Genomic DNA, 17,611 nt, shown 5'->3' with positions numbered 1-17,611 from the left:
ATCTCACCCCCCATTCAGTTGATGTTGACCTGGCTGCCCTTGATGTCCAGCTGGCCGCTGGACTTCACCGCGAGCGCGGATTTCGCCTCGACCTTGACATCGGCCGTGGAGGTGATCTCGACGCCCGCGCCGGCCAGCCGCAACCGGCCGCCGGCGGAGATCACCACGTCCGCGTCGGCGGTGACGGTGATCTGGTTGTCCTTCGTGCTGATGACGATGCTGTTCCTGCCGCTGCCGTCGACGATCTCGATCCGCTCGTCCTGCTTGGTGTCGATCAGCCGGATCACGTGCTTGCTGCGGGAGACCATCACCCGTACGTCGTTGTTGCCGTCGCCGTTGTCGACCGGTGGGGCGTCCCTGCCGTTCCACAACCCTCCGACGACGTAGGGGATCTCCGGGTTGCCGTGTTCGAAGGCGACCAGGACCTCGTCGCCGACCTCGGGCAGGAAGTAGCAGCCGCGGCCGGGGCCGGCCATCGGCGAGGCCACCCGCGCCCAGTCGGTCTCGACGTCGTCGGCCAGCCAGGGCAGCGCCACCTTGACCCGCGCCAGACCGTCCGGGTCGCTGTTGTTGGTGACGATACCGATCACCACCCCGTGGTACCGCCCGTCCGGGTAGGCCGGCTCCCGACCGACCAACTGGTGGTAGACGTCCGTCACGCCGCGTTCCTCCGTACTTCGAGGCTGGACCGGTAGCCGTGCGCGGCGGTCACCGCATGGCTGACGGAGACGACGTAGTAGTCGCCGCTGAACGTCGCGCCCGCCCCCTCGATCCGCACCACCTCACCGGCGTGCAGCCGAGGTTGTCCACCGCACTCGGCCTCGCCGGTGACGTAGCTCAACGCCAGGTCGTCGAACTGCCCCCGGGCGAGCTCGTCGGCACGGGCCTGGTTCGGTGCCGACAGGTCCACCCTGGTCGACCTGGTCCTGCCGAAGACCCGGCCGACCTGCCGGGGGCCGGTCACCGCGCCCGTCGTGGTGGGTCCGGGACCGGAGCCGGCCACGGCGACGACGGCCTTCTTACCGGTCACGTCCCAGCCCCGCACGGAATGCTCGGCCATCTGGCCCATCGTGCGCAGCCGGGGGGTGAACTGGGAGATGTCGTCACCGACGTGCAGCTTCGCCGCCGGTGACCGGCCGTGCTGCGGCGGCCGGAAGGTCAGCACCTTGTCCCGTACATGGATCTCGTACCCGATCAGTCCCGCCCGCCGCTGCAGGAACTCCAGATCGGTCTCATTGTTCTGCAGCACGTAGTCGAGATCGGTGCCGGTGTCGGTCACGTCGGCACGCAGACCGGCCGCCTCGGCCAACTGGCGGGCGATGGCGCTGTCCCTGGTCCGGGTGAAGGTCCTGGTCCGCTGCCGGCGGGCCAACCGGTGACGCAGGTCGTAGCCCCGGACGGTCAGCATCGGCGGACGGCCCTCCACAAACGACGGCTCCAGGCTGGTGATCTCCCCGATGATCGCCAGGTGCAGGTCCTTCACATACCCGAGTGCGATCCGCACCTCGGTGCCGACCGCGAACAGCGTCGAGTCCGACCAGGTCACCGCGAGCCGGTCCGCGTCCCAGTTCTTCAACGTCACGGTGAACATGCTCAGCGCGTTCAGGTCCTCCAGCACGGTCACCGACTCCACGTCCTTGTGGGCTTCCGGCGGCAGGCGCCGGCCACCGCACCGGATCTCGAAGTCCGGCCCCGACTCGGCAGTCTGCATCACCTGGTTCTCCGCTCAGCTCAACCGCGGGATGGTCAGCACCGTGCCGGGACGCAGGTCACGGGGGTTGACGATGCCGTTGGCCGAGGCGATGTGCCGCCACAGGCGCGGATCCCGGTACTCGGCGGCGGCGATGCTGTGCAACGTGTCGTTGCGCCGCACCACCCACGTCTTGTGCACGTCGGACGAGTGCAGCTCACGCTCCTTGAGCTGCGCGTCGGTGAGCGACTCCACAAAGCTGCACGAAACGGTCGCCCGCACCGGCGTGCCGTCGGGCAGGAACATGGTGAACCGTTCGCTGATCTGGGTGAGCACGCCGGTGAAGATGTCGGCGAAGGCACCCCAGGACAGGGTGCACAACGGCGGCCGGTGCAACTCCTTGTCGAACTCGGCCAGCCGGGACACCCGGCCGGTCAGCACGGTCACGTCGGTCGCGTCGCCGGTCTGGAACGGATTGGGTGGTGTCACCATCGAGGTGGCCCGGGCCCACATGGACGACTCCGCTCTCGACTCGTAGGTGTCGAAGAACAGCTCGAGCGACAGCGTCGCGGGCTGCATGGCCGCGAACTCCTGCTGCAGCCCGCTCCACGTCCACGCGCTGCCCTTGCCGGCGCTCTCGTGCGCGTACCAGCTGACCGACCGCGACCGGGTGATCTCGTGTGGATTGAACAGCGCCTCGATCGGGCCGTTGCGATCAAAATCCGCGCCGTCGTGGGCGATGGTCAGTTTCTGCAGTCCTCCGCCACCGGGGCCGAACCCGAGCAGCGCGTTGGCCAGACCCGCCTTGTTGAGGCTCACCGCCGCACCCCCCGACGCTCCGCCTCGACGGCCAACCGGCGCATGATCCGGCCGTGCACCTGTTCGGTGACCTGCCCGACGTCGACCCGCGGGGCCGGCTGAACAGGCAGCTGCGGCACGCCACGGTCGGGACGGGGCGGATCGACCACCGGAGCGCCCGGCCGCTGCCCGCCGACGTCAGGCGCACCGGGTCCGCGGCCGCCGGCACCGACAGCGCGATGCCCGGTCGCCGCTCGCGCGGGGCCGACCATCGACGGGTGGGACGGCCTACCGGCCACCGACGGTACGCCGACGATGCCAGGGACCGGGTGGACCGGCGCGACAGCAGCCACCGCGGACAGCGGAAGCTGTGGCACCGGTCGGGCCGCCGGCGGCCGCGCGGTGACCACCTGGACCGGGGCGCTGGCAGGCGGCCGCTGTCGGGCGACGGACGGCACTCCGGCTGCCGGCCGGGCGGGGCGGTCCGGCGCTGCCGGGACGCGGAAGGTCAGATGAGGTCCACTGGCGGCTCGGCCCGGGGCACCGGTCAACTCGCTCCAGTCGGCCGGGTCGGTGACCGCCGGCCCCGGCACGGCGGTCGGGCGCGGCCGGGCCGTCACGCCCGGGGCGCCCGTCGCAGCAGCCAGGCCAGTCGATGCCGGCCGTCCTGCGGGGCCGGCCCCCGGACCACCGGTGGACAGGGTCGCGGCGACCGCCTTGCGTTGGATCGTCAGCGGCCGGCCGGCGGCGGGCAGGGAGGTCACCGGCGGCGTGGGCCGGCCGGCGACTGCGGAACCGGCCGCGGTCCACACCGGGTTCGGCTCGGCGGCCGGACGCGCCGGTACCAGCGGGCCGGACGCGCCGACGGGCGGTCCGCCGGCCGGGCCGGACGGGCGGCCGTCAACGGAGGGGCGGTCGTCGACGGAGGGGCGGCGGGCGACCACGACCGGTACAGGGTCCACCGGGGCGGTTGGCCCGGTCTCCGTCGGTGCCGGTCCGGCCGCCACCGTCGCCGTACCGGCGGGGGTGGCGGCCCGAGCAGCCGGGCCTGCCGTCCGGGCGCCGACCGGGGCAGGCCCGACGGACGGCGGGGGCGCGGGTCGCGCGTACACGATGGGCGCCGCCGGCCCGGCGTGCTGCTGCGCAGCCACGTCGACGTAGCGCGCGGCGACCTCGGCCAGCGGCAGCCCCGCCGGCATGGTGTGGTGGCGGGTGAGCACGGATCGGGCCTGGCCCAGGTCGACCAGTCCGGGCCGCCGGGCCGGCCGGGACAGCCGGTGGACCAGCGCCGCGTCGAAGGTCGTGTCGTCGTCGTTCATCCGAGGCTCCCGGTCAGCCGACCATGCCGGCCACGCCGTGTGCCAGCGCGGCGGCCTGGCCCAGCAGCGGCTTGGTCAGACCCTCGTGCACCAGCTCCAGCGACTCGAAGCCGACGTCGTCGCCGCTCGCGCTGAAGGTCGGGCCGGTCCAGCGCACCGGCAACGCGTTGCGGAAGTTCCACCACATCACCGGGATCTGCCGCCGGTCGAGCAGCACGATCGTGCCGCTGCGGCGTTGGATGACGCCTCGGGCGGTGTTGTCGTACCAGCCCCACAGACCGCTGAGCGGGCTCAGCCCCTGCCGCAGCACCAGGTGCGCGGGAGTGGCCGCGCCGGGCAACTGGTGGACGAAGCCGTTGACTCCGCCCTCCCGGTAGGATTCCATCTCGATCTGACTTTCCAGGCCACTGACCTCGTTGAACCCGGCCAGCAGCAGGCCTTCGATCTCCACCGCGAAATTGAAGGTCGGAAACGGGTCCGGCAGCCGCAGGCCGGTCCAGTTGCCCACGGCGGCAGGTGCCCAGCTGAGCCCGAGCGGAATCCCGGTCGACATCATCTCCGTGCCCCTCCCTGTTCATTGAGCCGCTCGTTGATCCGGGCGACCTCCGCGACCCAGCGCTGCCGTTCCCGGTGGTCCAGCTGCATGATCTCGTGATATGGCCAGTGAAAGTGATAGGCCAGGTACGCTACTTCCTCGTGCAGCCGGTCCGGGGAGTAGCGCGTCATCCCCCCAGGCTGGGCGGCTCCACTTCGAACGATCCGCTGCAGTGCGGGCAGTCGACCTGCAGCCGGGCGTGTCCGTTGAGGTTGATGCGCTGGTAGAAGTCCTGCAGGTAGGCAAGATCGGCGGAGTAGAGGTTCTCCACCACGTTGGTGTTGACGTACTCCAGGCCGCCCAGCCGGTTGATCACCCGGGCCAGCAGGATGATCACCAGATACCCCGGATTCGACCGTACCCGGGGATCCTTGATCGGCTCGATCTCGTCCAGCGCCGTGGCCATCCGCATGGTCCCCTCGCGGTGCACCGTGCCGTCCGGCGCGACCAGACCGTGCGGCAGGGTGAACGGGAACTCGGTTCGGCGGGCTTCGGCGACCCCGGTCAACTCCACTGATCGACCTCGATACGCTCGCAGGCGAGGGTGAGCTGCTCCACCGCGATCTCGTCGCTGGTCGCGCTCAGGCTGGGTCCGCTCCACGACTTGGGCCAGCAGTCGAACAGATTCCAGGTCACCTTCGGATTGCCCTGCTGGTCGAGCAGGGTGATCGAAACGTTGTGCCGCTCCACGGTGCCCTTCATCACCTTCTGCCGCCACTCCCACAACTTGCTGTCGCTGGTCAGGCCACGGCTGAGGGTGATGTCACCGTAGCTGTTCAGCCCGGGGATCTTGCGCGGCGCCAGGTTCCGGTCCGTACCCTCCCGGTACTCGGCGGCGTTCTGGCTGGTCTCCAGCCCGGAAGCCTCCCGGAAGCCGGCCCGGGTGATGCCGTCCAACTCCACCGCGAAGTTGTACCCGAAGTAGGGATCGAGTCTGTCCACAACCGCACCTCACTGTCTGTCCGCACCGACTGTTGTCCGCACCGGTCACGCCACGCCGACCGTCACCCCGCTCGCGCCGTGGATGACGCGAACGGTGACGAACTCGGCCGGCGCGGTCGGCGCCACTCCGATGTGTGTCACTACCACCCCGGCCTCGATGACCGCAGGTGGGTTCGTCTCGTGGTCGCACTTGACGTAGAACGCCTCGGCGGGCGTACGACCCTGCAGGGCACCACGCTGGAACAGCCCGTCGAGGTACGCGGTGAGCTCCCGCATGATCCGCACCCACAGCCGTACGTCGTTGGGCTCATGGACCAGACCGGTCATGAACCGCTCGATCCAGCGGCCGATGGTGCTCACCAGACGGCGGGTGGTCACGTCCCGCCAGGCCGGGTCGGTGGCGAGGGTACGTGCGCCCCAGACCCGTACGCCCCGGCCGGGCAACGCGCGCAGACAGTTGACCCGCCGCTCGTACAACGTGCCGATCTCGGAATCGGTGAGCTGCACATGCAGGTCGACGACGCCCTCGACCACCGTGTTGGCCGGCGCCTTGTGGACGCCGACCCGCTGGTCGGCGGTGGAGTACACGCCGGCGACGTGCCCGGACGGTGGCAGGTGACGCAACCGACCGTCCGCGCCGGACGCGCCCAGCCACGGGTAGTACAGCGCGCCGAACGCACCGTCGGGCCCGGTCAACGCCGCACACTGTTCGACGATCATCTGCGGATCGATGGCCGGGACGCCGTCGAGCAGCGCGAACCGGTCACCGCGCTGCCGGCAGTGTCGCAGCATCGCCTGCTGCGCCTCGACGACCGGGGTGATGTCCTGGTCGACCGGCCACGGTGCGACGGTGACGATGTCGGGGGCGCAGACGAGGTCGACATCGTCCAGGTCGTCCAACGTCACCAGCCCGGCCTGCACCGCCTCGACGGGCGACAGCGTCCCGGGCAGCCGGACGATGTGACACAGCGTCCCGCCGTTGTCGAAGAATCCCCGGACCGCGTCGGCCAGGAACCCGTCCGAGGTGTCGCCGGGGGACGCACTGCCGAAGATCGCCTCGAACTGCGGCCACAGGGTCAGCCGCTGCGGGGCGTACGGTCCGGCGGCGGCCCGGCCAAGGAAGGCGGGTACCCCGGTGAGCTGGGTCGGAGGCGGCGGCGGGAACACGTCCTGCCGGTGCACCCCGGGTGTCAGCTGGTGGGTCACGGTCTCGTCCGGTCGTCCGCTACTGGATCCCGCCGGCCCACTGGCTGATCCGGAACACCACGAACTCGGCCGGGCGCACCATCGCCACCCCGATCTCGACCACCAGTTGGCCGGCGTCGCGGACCGCAGCCGGGTTGACGGTCTCGTCGCAGCGTACGTAGAACGCCTGCTCCGGGGTGTTGCCCAGCAACGCTCCGGACGCCCACACGGTGGTCAGGAAGGCACTTACGTTGCGCCGGATCTTCGACCACAGCTCCGGCGCGTTCGGCTCGAAGACGACCCACTGGGTGCCCTCGTCGATCGACTCGCGCAGGAAGTTGAACAGCCGCCGGGAGGGCACGTACCGCCACTCGGCCTGTTCCTTGCCGGCGAGGGTGCGGGCACCCCAGATCGTGATGTTGCCGCCGAACTTGCGGATCACGTTGATGTCGTCCGGGTTGAGCCCGGCCTGCTGCGCTTTGCTGACCAGCGCCTCGACGCCCAGCGCGCCCCGGATCACCTCGTTGGCCGGTGCCTTGTGCACACCCCGCTCGGTGTCCACCCGGGCGTAAACCCCGGCGATGTGCCCGCTCGGCGGCTGGTACACCTTGTTCCCGTCGGCGTCGGTGGCACCCACGTCGATCCACGGGTAGTAGATCGCGCCGTAGCTGCTGTCCCGGACGTCGCCCTGGATCGCTTCCTTGGTCAACGTGGTGGTCTGCCGGCCGTCGAGGATCGCGAACCGGTCCTGCAGGTACTGGTTCTCGCAGTGGTCGAGCAGCGCGGTCTGCACCGCGTCGCTCACCGCGCCGGGGATCGCGACCAGCGCGATCTCGTCGATCGCGGCGAAGGTCTCCAACGCGCCGGCCAGATCCTCGTCCGAGGGTTCGGCGTCGGCGTCGACAGGAGCGACCCGGGTGATCCAGCAGCGGCCACCGCCGTTGTTGAAGAAGCCGTACACCGCGTGGGCGAGGGTGTGGTTGCCCTGCTGAATGTCACCGAAGAGGTTCTTGAACGTCTCCCAGCCGTCCACGAGCTGGGCCTCGCCGGCAGGCGCCACCGAGTGGAAATCGGCTGGCTCGGCCTCACCGGCCGCAGTCACTCCGGAGCGGCCGGGCAGCAGCGGCATCGTGACGTCGTCGGCGACGGCACCGATGAAGCCGGCGGTACTGGTCCCCACACCGGCGATCGGTTTGATGGCCGAGGGGACCTCCTCGACGTACACGCCCGGCGCTAGATACTGCGGCATCTGTGGGTACTCCCCCTCGTCAGGACTCGTGACTCACGCTCTGGCCGACCCGGATGACCGTCCCGGTCACCTCGGGCCCGACCGGCGTGGATTCGAACACGTCGACGCTGAGCGTGACGCTGTAGTGCAGGACCGCCTTGGGCCGACCGCCCATGGCCTGCCAGAACTCGCCGATGCCCTGCAGCTGGCTCTCGGCGGTGACCATCGCGCGCAGCGGTGGCTGCTGGCCGGCAAGGTCGCCCCGCAGGTAGTCGGCGGGAATCTCCCGGTGACGCAGCAGCACCCGCAGTACGTCGCCGAGCAGTCGGTGCTCGTCCTGCGCCGGGTTGGGCGCGCTGTCGTTGGGCCACGCGGTGACCAGATAGGAGCAGTCGACCCGGGCCGGCACCCGCCGCCGGGTGATCATGCCGGATTCCTGCCGGGTGTTCTCCCACTGGTTGGTCCGCAGCTCGTGGTTCTCCCGGACGTCGTAGAGGAAGAACGCGATCGCGGGCAGCGTGACGCCCGACGGCGGGAACTGGTCGTCCGGTGTGGCGAAGCTGACGGTGATCCCGGGCAACGCCAGCTCGCCCTGCACGAGAGCGGCGAGCGACGCGTCCAGATCATGAAACACTGCCCTGTCCCGCCCCCAACTGCGTCCTTCGCGCCGGTCGACAGGTCTACCGGACTGGCGTCCCACGAGCGTCTGCGTCGGCGTCTACCGAACCGCCTCGGTGGATCCAGGGCGACGACCCGGAGGGGCTTGAACTGGCAATTCAGATGCTGACGTGACGTGCAACACACCCAAGTCCGGCCGTCTGGGCCAGCAGGGTCACGAGATGAACAGTCCCCTGAAGAACTCTCCGGCCTTGGTGACCTCCCCCTGTGCGTACCCCTGTCTGGCGCGCAGGCTGTCGCGGACCCGGACCGCCATGTCGGCCCACTCGTTGGGCTGGTACGTGTGCCGGTAGGGATGCCCCTCGGTCTGGGCGAACCGCCGGTTCTCGACGACCACACCGGTCCCCCGCTTGGCTCCCCGACCGACACGAGGAGTGACCAGCTCGACAGCGTTCGCACCACCGTTGGCGGAGACGTCAAAGACCTTGTCACCCGTTCCGGCGAGGACCTCCTCGACCCACTCCCCGCACATCACGTCCAGGGCGATACCACCGATCGCTTCCCTCATGCCCGGAAAGACTGGTTGCACAGATTCACGCCCGGTACGCCCCAGCAGTTCGTCGACGAGCTCGTCGTTGCCAAAGAGCCCCTCAAGCTCGGGATACGAATGGACAATCTGGTTTCTGACCGTGGAGAGTCTCGTCTTGTAGAAGAAGATGCCGGCGTGGTTCTTGTGCAGCGTGGTCCACCGTTTAATCCGACCGATGATGAGATAGTTGATGATGAGGGCGAACAGTCCGCGCGCCTCGGCGAGCGCCCGGTCGCTGTAGTCGCCATCGATGTTGTTCCGGATCCATTGAACGACATCACCAGCTCGCGTGTTGGCCACCCCCATGACGGCCTTGTATGTATCCAACTTGTACTCCGTCGTCCCAGGGGCCGTCGGCTGTGCGCTCCGGTCGGCGAATTCGTCGCCGACCTGGGTGACCGACAGGCCGTAGGTCGCCTGCACATGCCCGTGCGCACCCGTCAGCGTTCCCGCCGGGGCGGTGGAACCGTTCGGATATCCGACGAAATTCACGCCGGCCGGATTCGCGGTCAGGCCGGGGAGACCGTCCAGCGGTACGTTCGTGTTCTGCGTGAGCGCCTGGTTGTCGATGTGCGTCGCCACCTGCACGAGCCGGTTCATGATGCTGCGTACCGTACCCTCGGAATCCTTGAACTCATCCATCGGTCCGGTCACGAGCTCAAGGATCGGGGCCGGCTGGCCGGCGCCACGAAGCGCATCCGGCACCACGGTGGAGTCCAGGTCCGGGGTGTGGTCGACATGCGCCTCGAAACGCCTGCCGCTAGCAACCGCTGTGGCGTTCGCCACGGGCCGGCTCTCCACCCCGCCCTGCCGGCTGAACAACGGCACATGATGGAGTTCCAGCTCGAACCCGAACTTGCGCTGGGCGACGGACGGTCCCGCCGCAGGCGTCGGCCCGGTGGTGCAGGGTCCGGCGGCTCCCTGCTGGACGGTGTGCGTCAGCTCGTGCCCCAGCAGCGCGTCACCCCGCGCGCTGCCCGGCCGGTACTCACTACGGCGTACGAACACGTCGGCGCCGACGGTGAAGGCCCTCGACCCGAGCGTGTCGTTCAGCCGGTCCGACTCGGCACCGACGTGCACCCGTACCCCGCTGAAGTCCGCCCCCGACACCCGCTCCATCCGCTCCCGCACACCGCCGGGCACCGCCCGCCCACCGCTGCCCCGCGCCCGGTCCACCGCCCGCGCGAGGCCAGGATCCGCCGCACCACCGGTAGGCGTGCGCACCCGACCGATCGCCTCCGGGGCACGCTGCACGGACGACCCGAACGCCAGCTGGGAGATCCGGTCCGCCTCCCGCTCGAACGGGTCGTCCACCGGCCCGACATTCAGTTTCGCCTGCACGATCGCCCGCGCACCTCGATTGCCGTACCGCCGCTGCAACGAGTCGTGAGGCAGGGCGGCTCGACGTGGCGCCGGCGCGGACCCGGATGCCACCACCATGGACCGGTACGCCACACCGCTGTCCTGCTGCGCTGAATGCACCTCGAACCTCCACTGTCTCGTCAGAAGCGCCGGTCTACCGTGGCCTTACCGGTCGGCGGATCGGAACCGAATTCCCCCGCCGAGAGGATCTTGCCCATCTTCTGATACTCGCGCCTGGTGGCGTGGAACAGATGTGCCATCGTCACCTTGCCACTGTCGGCAGCGGCGAGGAAGGCGCCGGCCAGGGCGATGTTGCGGATGTTCCCGCCGGGCAGGTCGACCTGCCGGGCCAACAGGTCGAAGTCGACCGCCGGATCCAGCGGCGCCTGCTCCGGCCAGACCTGCGCCCAGATGCGCCGGCGGTCCGCCACGTCGGGAACGGGGAAGTCGATGGTGGCGTGCAGCCGACGGGTGAACGCGTCGTCGAGGTTCTTCCGCAGGTTCGTCGCCAGGATGACCACACCTTCGTGCTGCTCCAGCCGCTGCAGCAGGTAGCTGACCTCCAGGTTGGCGTACCGGTCGTGCGCGTCGCGGACCTGGGACCGCTTGCCGAACATCGCGTCGGCCTCATCGAAGAAGAGCACCGCGTTGCTGGTGGCAGCCTCGGCGAAGATCTGGGAGAGGTTCTTCTCGGTCTCGCCGATGTACTTGCTCACCACCGTCGACAGATCGATCCTGTACAGATCCAGGCCGAGTTCGTGGGCCAACACGTCAGCGGCCATCGTCTTGCCGGTGCCCGAGGGACCGGCGAACAGCACCGCCAGGCCACGCCCGTTGGCCAACTTGCGCTCGAACCCCCAGGACTCGTAGACCACCGACCGGTAGCGGAGCTGGTCGGCGATCTCCCGCAGCTGCTCCATCCGGTCGGCGGGCAGCACGAGGTCCGACCAGTCGTAGTGCGGCGTGATCCGCTGCGCAAGGTCGGCCAGCTTGTGGTTGGACTGCAGGCGGCACGCCGCGTACAGGTCGGCCGGGGTGACCCGGGGCGCGCCAGGGTCGCGGGCGTACGCCAGGTTGCGGGCGGTCGCCGCAGCATCGCGGATCTGGCCTCCGGTCAGCCGGAACTTGCCGGCGACGGCGGCCAGGTCCAACACGTCCCGGTCCGCACCGACGAACGCGCCGTCCCAGATGCGCAGCCGCTCGGCGTAGCCGGGTGCGGGGAACTCCAGCCGGACGAAGGTCAGGCCCGCCGGCAGGTCGACCGGCTCCCACGCGGTGCCACCGGAAAGGAACGACGGAGCCGGGTACGCCGCCAGCGTGGACAGCAGCAGCGACAGCCGTGATCGGGCCGGCTCGACGAGCAGGGAGTCGACGTTCGCCCAGCACATGACCGCGCCCTGCAGCCTGGCTTCCCGCTCGACCAGGCCGACCAGGGTGGCGAACTCCTCGGCCGGTCGGTCGGCCAGCAGATCGGCCGACACCACCAGCAGCGGCGCGTACCAGTGACGCGCACACGCCGCCGCGACGCTGCGTCGGCCGACGCCGTACGGCCCCCGGCAGTAGACCACCACGTCGTCGGTGGCATGCTCGCTCAGCCGGGCCAGCGCCGCCCCGAACTCCGCTGGGAAGTGCAGGTCGTCGAGGGTCCCGGTCGGCGCGACAATCCGGGCGTACGGTCGCAGCCGCTCGGCGACCTCGTCGTCCTCGAGCAGGAACCCGACGACCCGCGGGTCCAACCGGACGTTGTTGCCCTGCAGTGAGTGCGCCGGTGCGGTCGGGTCCCCGGTCGACGTGACGAGCCGATGCCGGAGCAACGGTGCCGACGGCGCGAACCGTGCTTGCGCGGCCATCCGTGACCGACGGTCGCCGCACAACATCGTGAGGACGAGATCGACTGTCGGCAGTCGGCGGGTCAGGTCGTCGTGCAGGTAGCCGTACAGCCGCTCGTAGCGTCGGTCGACCTCGGGCGCCAGACAGGCCACGATCACCTCGACGTCGAACGGGGCGAGGTCGAACATCCCGGCCAGTGCGACCAGGCGCAGATGCGCACCGTCTTGGATACCCTGCGCCACCCGCTCACCGATCTCGCGGGACAACTCGTCCAGCCCGGTGCCGGTCTCCGGGTCGTCGTCGGCCGGCGGAAACCAGTCAGGCGCACCGTCCAGCAGCGCGTCGACCTCGGCATCGGAGACGTAGAAGGCGGAGAGCTCGCCAGCGGGTCTACGCTGCGCCCGGCGGACCCGCCTGACCTGCCGGCTCAGCACCAGATCGAGCCGGGCGAGTTCGGCCAGCAGGTGTTCCGTCGAGTTGGCGTACCCCGAAGCGGCCATGGATCCCAGCACCTCGTCCCGGTTGTCCCCGACCGGTACATCATTGCCGCCGGAAGCGGACGGCGCGATCGTGGATACGCCGACAGTCAGCACCGATCGGCCGCGGCCCGGTCGGATGTCCGCCGCCCGGTCCGCCCGGATCTGCTCGTAGAGGACCGTGGTGTCCACCGACGGGCGCACCCCGAACTCCTGGTCCACCACCGAGGTGCACAGTTCGTACTGGCGAAGCGCGGCGATCCGGTCGCCGGCGGCGTAGTGCAGCCGCATCAGCTGGCGGTGGGTCCGCTCGCGCGCCGCGTCGTGGCGCAGCACGGTCTGACCGAGGCCCACGCCCTTGGCGTAGAGACCACGGGCCTCGCAGTAGCCCATGAGCTGTTCCTGCATGGACAGGTAGGTGTCGCGTAGCCGGTCCCGTTTGGCACCGCACCAGTCGTGGTACCAGGTGGCGAGGAGGTCTCCACGGTAGAGATCGAGCGCGTGCTCGATCGCATGGGCCTGGTTGTCGGAGAGCGCTTCGCCGGGCACGTCGCGGACCGCCGCGTAGCTCTGCTCGAACGCGTCAACGTCCAGCCAGCAGGGCGCCTCCGGGTTGATCCGCACCCAGCCGGGGTCGATGACGACGAGTTCGCTCGCCCGGCGCTGGTCGTTCGGCTGGTCCTGCATGCTCGTGTTGAGCCGCCAGAGTGCCTGGCGCAAGTACTTGCGGGCAACGCCGGGCTCGGCGTCCGGCCACAGCAGTTCCGAGATGGATTCGCGAGCGTGCGTCCGGTTCCGATGAATGAGCAGGTAGCCGAACAGCTCGAGAGCCTTGCCCGGCGGCGCACTGAGCGGTTGGCCACGTCGGAGGATCGAGACCTCATCGAAGAGTCTCACCTGCACGACGTGTCTCCTTCGTACCGCAACGGCCCGTCCGGCCGGCCACCGCCGGCGCGGACGTGGGCGCCGCTCGCCGCCGCGTCGCCGCACGTCGTCCCCGGCTCCAGTGCCAATCAGGACATACGGGGGCCACGCTACTCCACGGTGCTTCGACCGGTCATCGCGACTGTCGTCGACCGGCCACTTCGGCTACGGCGACAACCGGGCCGGCAGGTCCTGCCCCGGCCACGGTCTGCGGACCGTCCTGGAAGAAATCGACGTCGAGACCGGCGACCTGGAACAACCGTCACCTTCTGTGATCGGCGACCACAGGGCCGGACTATGGCCGGCCGTCGATCCGATCCCGCACCTAGGCCAGCCACTCCTGTGCCGGAGCCGCAGGAAACATGCGACACAACGCCACCAAATAGGGCGCCGACGAAGTCGAATGGACACGGAAGTAAGCTCGAACGCGCGTTCTATTTTTGTCGCGTAGCCCGACGGAGCACTGCAGCACGGAATAGATTCTCGACTAACCAGCCCCTTCAAGTCAGGTCAGTTTTGACCCGGCCAAAGGGCATCTTCAACGCGCTGTAGACAGTTGCCGCATCAGTCAGAGACGCGCGCCACGTACCGAACTGCCATGGCGTCGGAACGGATGATGTAGCGAGTCGCTTCGAAGGAGAAGCCACCGGAGTCGAAGGAGACGTGCAGCAGGACGATGACCGGCACACCAGGCGGGAGTTTCAGCGCCTCTGCCTCGTCGCGGGTCGGGAATCGGGTAGTGACCTGTTCTCTGATCCGCGCGGTCCGGTATCCGAGTCTTTCGAGGGCAGCGAAGGTCCCACCTGGCCCCAAGTTCAGATCGGTCGCGAGGGCTGAGGTTCCGACGACGCTCGTCGGCAGGTAGGTGTTGCCGAGTTGGACGGGTTCGCCGTCGGCCAGGTACCTGTTCTCTCGGAGAACGACGACGTCGCCCAGGTCCAGGGAGAGCATGGCGGCTACGTCGCGCGGCGCATGCTGTCGGGATACGGCCCGGCATTCGACCAGTGGTGCGCGTCCCTGCATGGTTGCCTCGGCAGCGAACGGTGTCAGGTTCTGTTCCCGCAGGAGGGGGTTGGCATACCGGTCTGGTCCGAGCCGCATGAGCGGTGGCCGGTTACGGACGAAGACGTCGTAGAGCATCGTCGCGACCTGCGCCCATTGGGACGCGCTGACGGGCGCCGGTCCGCCCAGCTGCGCTGGCCACGTCGAGCGCGTTCGCCACGCTTCGACGTCGCGGTCCGGGCCGTTCCCGGACGCTGCGGATCGGAATGGGAATCCGCGTTCCTGGCCATCGGGATGGGCGGTCACGAGTCGCGTGAGCCGACCTTCGGCGTTGAGGCAGGCGTCCAGCGCTTTGGCGAGGTGCAGGCTGGGCGGTTTCTTGCCGTTCTCCACCTCACACAGGTACGAACGCGAAAAGTACGCCTTCTTTGCCAGATCCCGGAACGACATCCCGTGTTCCTGTCGAAGTCTGCGCATCAGTCGGACGAAGTCCGGGTCAACGACGACCATTCCGGTTCCTTCCGAGTGGCAGGGGATCAGAGACCTTGCCCCGTTGAGGTCGGCGCTGTACCAGTGCGACGCCCGCCAGGACCAGGAGCATGCCGAGGACCATGAACGCTGCCACCTGCTCGTTGACGACCAGGAAGCCGAGCACGACCGCGACGACCGGCAGCAGGTACGTGACCGTGGAGGCGAGGGTAGGGCCGTCATCGGTGATGAGCCGGTAGTTGAGCGCGTAGGCGGCCCCGGTGCCGAGGACGCCGAGGATCAGCAGGCTGACCACCGCGTCCAAGCGGAAGTCAGGAGCGGTCAGTCCGCCGAGGGGCAGGGCCAGGATCATCAGGATCGTTCCGGCAGCGAGCTGCGCGGCAGACAGCATGATCGGCGGGATTCCCCGGTTGGTGAGGAACTTGCCCATGTACACGTAGGAGACTCCGTAGCTGGCGGACGCCCCCAGGATCGCCAGCCCTCCCCAGCTGGCGACCTCGCTCGCCGACTCCCACGGCGTGAAGATGACCACCGCGCCGACGAAGCCGAGGGTCAACCCCGCTCCTCGCGACCACGTCGCCGTGCGGTCAGTCCCGACGACGAAGGCGATCAGCGCCGTCCACAGGGGCGTAGTGGCGTTCAGGACCCCGGCGACACCGGAGTCGACGGTCTGCTCACCGATGCCGAACAGGGTGTACGGGATCGCGTTGGCGACCAGTGCCGCGACGAACAGATGCCCCCACGTTGTCCGGTCGGCCGGGAACCGCAGCCCTCGGTGCAGGGCCACGGGGATGAGCACCAGTGCACCGAGGGCCAGGCGGACAAGAACGATCTGCACCGGAGTGAAGCCCCGTAGCGCCAGTTTGATCCAGAGGAACCCTGACCCCCACAGCAGCGCGAGCATCACCAGCCGTATGAGACTGCCTCGACTCATCAGACGGTCCTGTCAGTCCTCTACGGGCATGTCGTAGTCCAGGCCGTTCAGGTCACCGCGCATCACGAAGCTGGTGACCTCGAACGGGGTGTGCTGCTCGTCGAAGCTGGTGTGCAGCACCTCGATGACCGGTACGCCGGGCGGCATCCCCAACCCGGTCGACTCGTCGTGGTACGGCATCCGGGCCGAAATCTCTTCCCGGATGCGAGTGACCTGGTAACCGAGTTCTTCGAACCTGGCGTAGATGCTGCCCTTGCCGAGGGTCCGCTCGGTCGCCAGCGGCGAGCCGGCGGCGACGTCGACGGGGATGTACGTCACGCCGACCTGTACCGGCTCGTCATCGGCGAAGTACCAGTTCTCCCGCCGGATGACGGTTGCGATGTTCGCGTCGATGCCGAGGCGTTCGGCGACGTCCGGCGGCGGGGTGTCGCGGGTGACCGACCGGCATTCGGTCCGGGGCACGCGGCCCTGTTTCGTGACCTCGATGCGGAACGGCGACAGTCCCGTTTCGTTGCGCAGCTGGCGGGAGTAGCGGTTGGCTCCGAGGCGCATCAGGGGCCGGTTGGGGCGAACGTAGACGCCTCGCCCGTGCTGCGCGACGACCAGGCCCTCCCCTTGCAGGATGCTGATCGCTTCCCTGGCGGTGTTGCGGGCAGTGCCGTACCGGGCGGCAAGGTCCCGCTCAGAAGGCAGCTTGTCACCGGGTGCCAACCCGCCCACCTGGATGCTCAGACGCAGGTCATCGGCTATCCGTCGGCTTGGTGGTCGCTTGTCTGCGCTGGTCGGCTCGTCCATGTCTGCCCGCCTGTTCTGGGGGTCAACTGCACGCTCCACGTTACCCTCGACTGGCTCAAGCCAGCAGCTGGCGACTGTTCGCTATGTGCTTGGAACTGGCTCAGGCCAGGAGCAGTCGGCCGATCTCCTTCGGCCGCTTAGGAGTACTGGCGCCCACTGGCGACCGTCGTCGCGGGCCAGGAACTGAGACGACACAGGGCACCGGTCATCCGGTGCCCTGTGTCGCGTGCTGGTCAGAGTGTGGGCGCGGCAGGTTTCGAACCTGCGACCCCTCGCTTGTAAGATCCACTCCCGGTCGTCCACCCCTGTCCGGCACCGCCCACGACCAGGACCACGACCGCCCCGAGGACCCCGCCGGACAGCCCTGGACACGGACGAACGAGACCGAAACTGAGACTGCCCGGAGGCAGTTCGGGAGCCGTCGGCACCGTCGTCACTTCCGCCTCTGACGCTGCCCTGACGTCCAGCCTCGTTGCCGTAGCAGCAAGAGCCCGACCTGTTCTGCGTCAAGTAGCGATCATGGCCTTGCAGCCTGTCCCGAAACAGCCGCCCACCTGGGCTCCGACGTCCGCCACCGCCTACCGATGTCCATCGTAGATCGCCCCGATTGACGCTCAACTAGACACTCGCTCTCAGCGTCGACGGGTGGAGACTCGAACCCCTATACCGCGTACGGGCTTCGGATCAGGTCGAATCGGGCGCGTCTACTCGCTGGCCTGCGGCGTGTTCCTCGACGTTTCTCGGCTTCTCGCACCCACTTCGGCTCTCGTTTGTACTGGCGTTGTCGTAGTTGATCTTCGTAGATCGGCTTGCCGCTGTTTACTGGCTCCGACAG

Annotated in this window: 16 protein-coding genes; all 16 read right to left on the bottom strand. The window is 68.9% G+C overall.

From position 1 onward, the window contains the following. Window positions 1–14: 14 nt before the first annotated feature. Window positions 15–659: a phage baseplate assembly protein V gene (locus tag O7543_RS29580; protein ID WP_281550858.1), complete on the bottom strand. Its 645-nt coding sequence runs from the start codon at window positions 657–659 to the stop codon at window positions 15–17. Then, window positions 656–1,711: a contractile injection system protein, VgrG/Pvc8 family gene (locus tag O7543_RS29575; protein ID WP_281555651.1), complete on the bottom strand. Its 1,056-nt coding sequence runs from the start codon at window positions 1,709–1,711 to the stop codon at window positions 656–658. Before O7543_RS29575 ends, O7543_RS29580 begins: the two co-directional genes overlap by 4 nt. 15 nt (window positions 1,712–1,726) lie before the next feature. Continuing rightward, a complete protein-coding gene (locus O7543_RS29570) occupies window positions 1,727–2,509 on the bottom strand; it encodes a LysM peptidoglycan-binding domain-containing protein (protein ID WP_281550859.1) in 783 nt (260 codons plus the stop codon). After that, complete coding sequence (locus O7543_RS29565; protein ID WP_281550860.1) at window positions 2,506–3,807, bottom strand: hypothetical protein; 1,302 nt, start codon at window positions 3,805–3,807, stop codon at window positions 2,506–2,508. The genes O7543_RS29570 and O7543_RS29565 overlap by 4 nt, the downstream gene beginning before the upstream one ends. Before the next feature lie 13 nt (window positions 3,808–3,820). Beyond that, window positions 3,821–4,363 (bottom strand): phage tail protein, encoded by a 543-nt coding sequence (locus O7543_RS29560; protein WP_281550861.1) that lies wholly within the window; start codon window positions 4,361–4,363, stop codon window positions 3,821–3,823. Continuing rightward, on the bottom strand, window positions 4,360–4,533 hold the full coding sequence (locus tag O7543_RS29555) for a DUF6760 family protein (RefSeq protein WP_199757663.1): 174 nt from the start codon (window positions 4,531–4,533) through the stop codon (window positions 4,360–4,362). Before O7543_RS29555 ends, O7543_RS29560 begins: the two co-directional genes overlap by 4 nt. Beyond that, on the bottom strand, window positions 4,530–4,916 hold the full coding sequence (locus O7543_RS29550) for a hypothetical protein (protein ID WP_281550862.1): 387 nt from the start codon (window positions 4,914–4,916) through the stop codon (window positions 4,530–4,532). Before O7543_RS29550 ends, O7543_RS29555 begins: the two co-directional genes overlap by 4 nt. Further along, window positions 4,907–5,344 carry a phage tail protein gene (locus tag O7543_RS29545; protein WP_281550863.1) on the bottom strand — a complete coding sequence of 146 codons (438 nt, stop codon included), beginning with the start codon at window positions 5,342–5,344 and terminating at the stop codon, window positions 4,907–4,909. The genes O7543_RS29550 and O7543_RS29545 overlap by 10 nt, the downstream gene beginning before the upstream one ends. 45 nt (window positions 5,345–5,389) lie before the next feature. Beyond that, window positions 5,390–6,550 (bottom strand): phage tail sheath subtilisin-like domain-containing protein, encoded by a 1,161-nt coding sequence (locus O7543_RS29540; RefSeq protein WP_281550864.1) that lies wholly within the window; start codon window positions 6,548–6,550, stop codon window positions 5,390–5,392. Between the two features lie 19 nt (window positions 6,551–6,569). After that, complete coding sequence (locus tag O7543_RS29535; RefSeq protein ID WP_281550865.1) at window positions 6,570–7,778, bottom strand: phage tail sheath subtilisin-like domain-containing protein; 1,209 nt, start codon at window positions 7,776–7,778, stop codon at window positions 6,570–6,572. A gap of 19 nt (window positions 7,779–7,797) precedes the next feature. After that, window positions 7,798–8,391 (bottom strand): DUF4255 domain-containing protein, encoded by a 594-nt coding sequence (locus O7543_RS29530; protein WP_281550866.1) that lies wholly within the window; start codon window positions 8,389–8,391, stop codon window positions 7,798–7,800. A gap of 198 nt (window positions 8,392–8,589) precedes the next feature. Beyond that, complete coding sequence (locus O7543_RS29525; protein ID WP_281555652.1) at window positions 8,590–10,404, bottom strand: DUF4157 domain-containing protein; 1,815 nt, start codon at window positions 10,402–10,404, stop codon at window positions 8,590–8,592. Between the two features lie 62 nt (window positions 10,405–10,466). Further along, window positions 10,467–13,535: an AAA family ATPase gene (locus O7543_RS29520; RefSeq protein ID WP_281550867.1), complete on the bottom strand. Its 3,069-nt coding sequence runs from the start codon at window positions 13,533–13,535 to the stop codon at window positions 10,467–10,469. Window positions 13,536–14,120: 585 nt separating this feature from the next. Continuing rightward, window positions 14,121–15,068 carry a UTRA domain-containing protein gene (locus O7543_RS29515; protein ID WP_281550868.1) on the bottom strand — a complete coding sequence of 316 codons (948 nt, stop codon included), beginning with the start codon at window positions 15,066–15,068 and terminating at the stop codon, window positions 14,121–14,123. Further along, a complete protein-coding gene (locus O7543_RS29510) occupies window positions 15,055–15,981 on the bottom strand; it encodes a DMT family transporter (protein WP_281550869.1) in 927 nt (308 codons plus the stop codon). The genes O7543_RS29515 and O7543_RS29510 overlap by 14 nt, the downstream gene beginning before the upstream one ends. 12 nt (window positions 15,982–15,993) lie before the next feature. Beyond that, the gene (locus O7543_RS29505) at window positions 15,994–16,776 is read right to left on the bottom strand and encodes a GntR family transcriptional regulator (RefSeq protein ID WP_281550870.1); all 783 of its coding nucleotides are present in this window, start codon (window positions 16,774–16,776) and stop codon (window positions 15,994–15,996) included. Window positions 16,777–17,611 lie beyond the last annotated feature (835 nt).

The sequence above is a fragment of the Solwaraspora sp. WMMA2080 genome (genome assembly GCF_027497395.1).
In the GTDB taxonomy this organism is placed as follows: domain Bacteria; phylum Actinomycetota; class Actinomycetes; order Mycobacteriales; family Micromonosporaceae; genus Micromonospora_E.
Note: the sequence above shows the minus strand (reverse complement) of the source record. Positions and strands in the feature narration are given on the sequence as shown.

What these genes read in the sequence shown, in the direction of transcription:
- O7543_RS29575 (WP_281555651.1), bottom strand. Translation starts at nt 1,711, where the DNA reads ATGCAGACTGCCGAGTCGGGGCCGGACTTCGAGATCCGGTGCGGTGGC.
- O7543_RS29565 (WP_281550860.1), bottom strand. Translation starts at nt 3,807, where the DNA reads ATGAACGACGACGACACGACCTTCGACGCGGCGCTGGTCCACCGGCTG.
- O7543_RS29560 (WP_281550861.1), bottom strand. Translation starts at nt 4,363, where the DNA reads ATGATGTCGACCGGGATTCCGCTCGGGCTCAGCTGGGCACCTGCCGCC.
- O7543_RS29555 (WP_199757663.1), bottom strand. Translation starts at nt 4,533, where the DNA reads ATGACGCGCTACTCCCCGGACCGGCTGCACGAGGAAGTAGCGTACCTG.
- O7543_RS29535 (WP_281550865.1), bottom strand. Translation starts at nt 7,778, where the DNA reads ATGCCGCAGTATCTAGCGCCGGGCGTGTACGTCGAGGAGGTCCCCTCG.
- O7543_RS29525 (WP_281555652.1), bottom strand. Translation starts at nt 10,404, where the DNA reads ATGGTGGTGGCATCCGGGTCCGCGCCGGCGCCACGTCGAGCCGCCCTG.
- O7543_RS29515 (WP_281550868.1), bottom strand. Translation starts at nt 15,068, where the DNA reads ATGGTCGTCGTTGACCCGGACTTCGTCCGACTGATGCGCAGACTTCGA.
- O7543_RS29510 (WP_281550869.1), bottom strand. Translation starts at nt 15,981, where the DNA reads ATGAGTCGAGGCAGTCTCATACGGCTGGTGATGCTCGCGCTGCTGTGG.
- O7543_RS29505 (WP_281550870.1), bottom strand. Translation starts at nt 16,776, where the DNA reads ATGGACGAGCCGACCAGCGCAGACAAGCGACCACCAAGCCGACGGATA.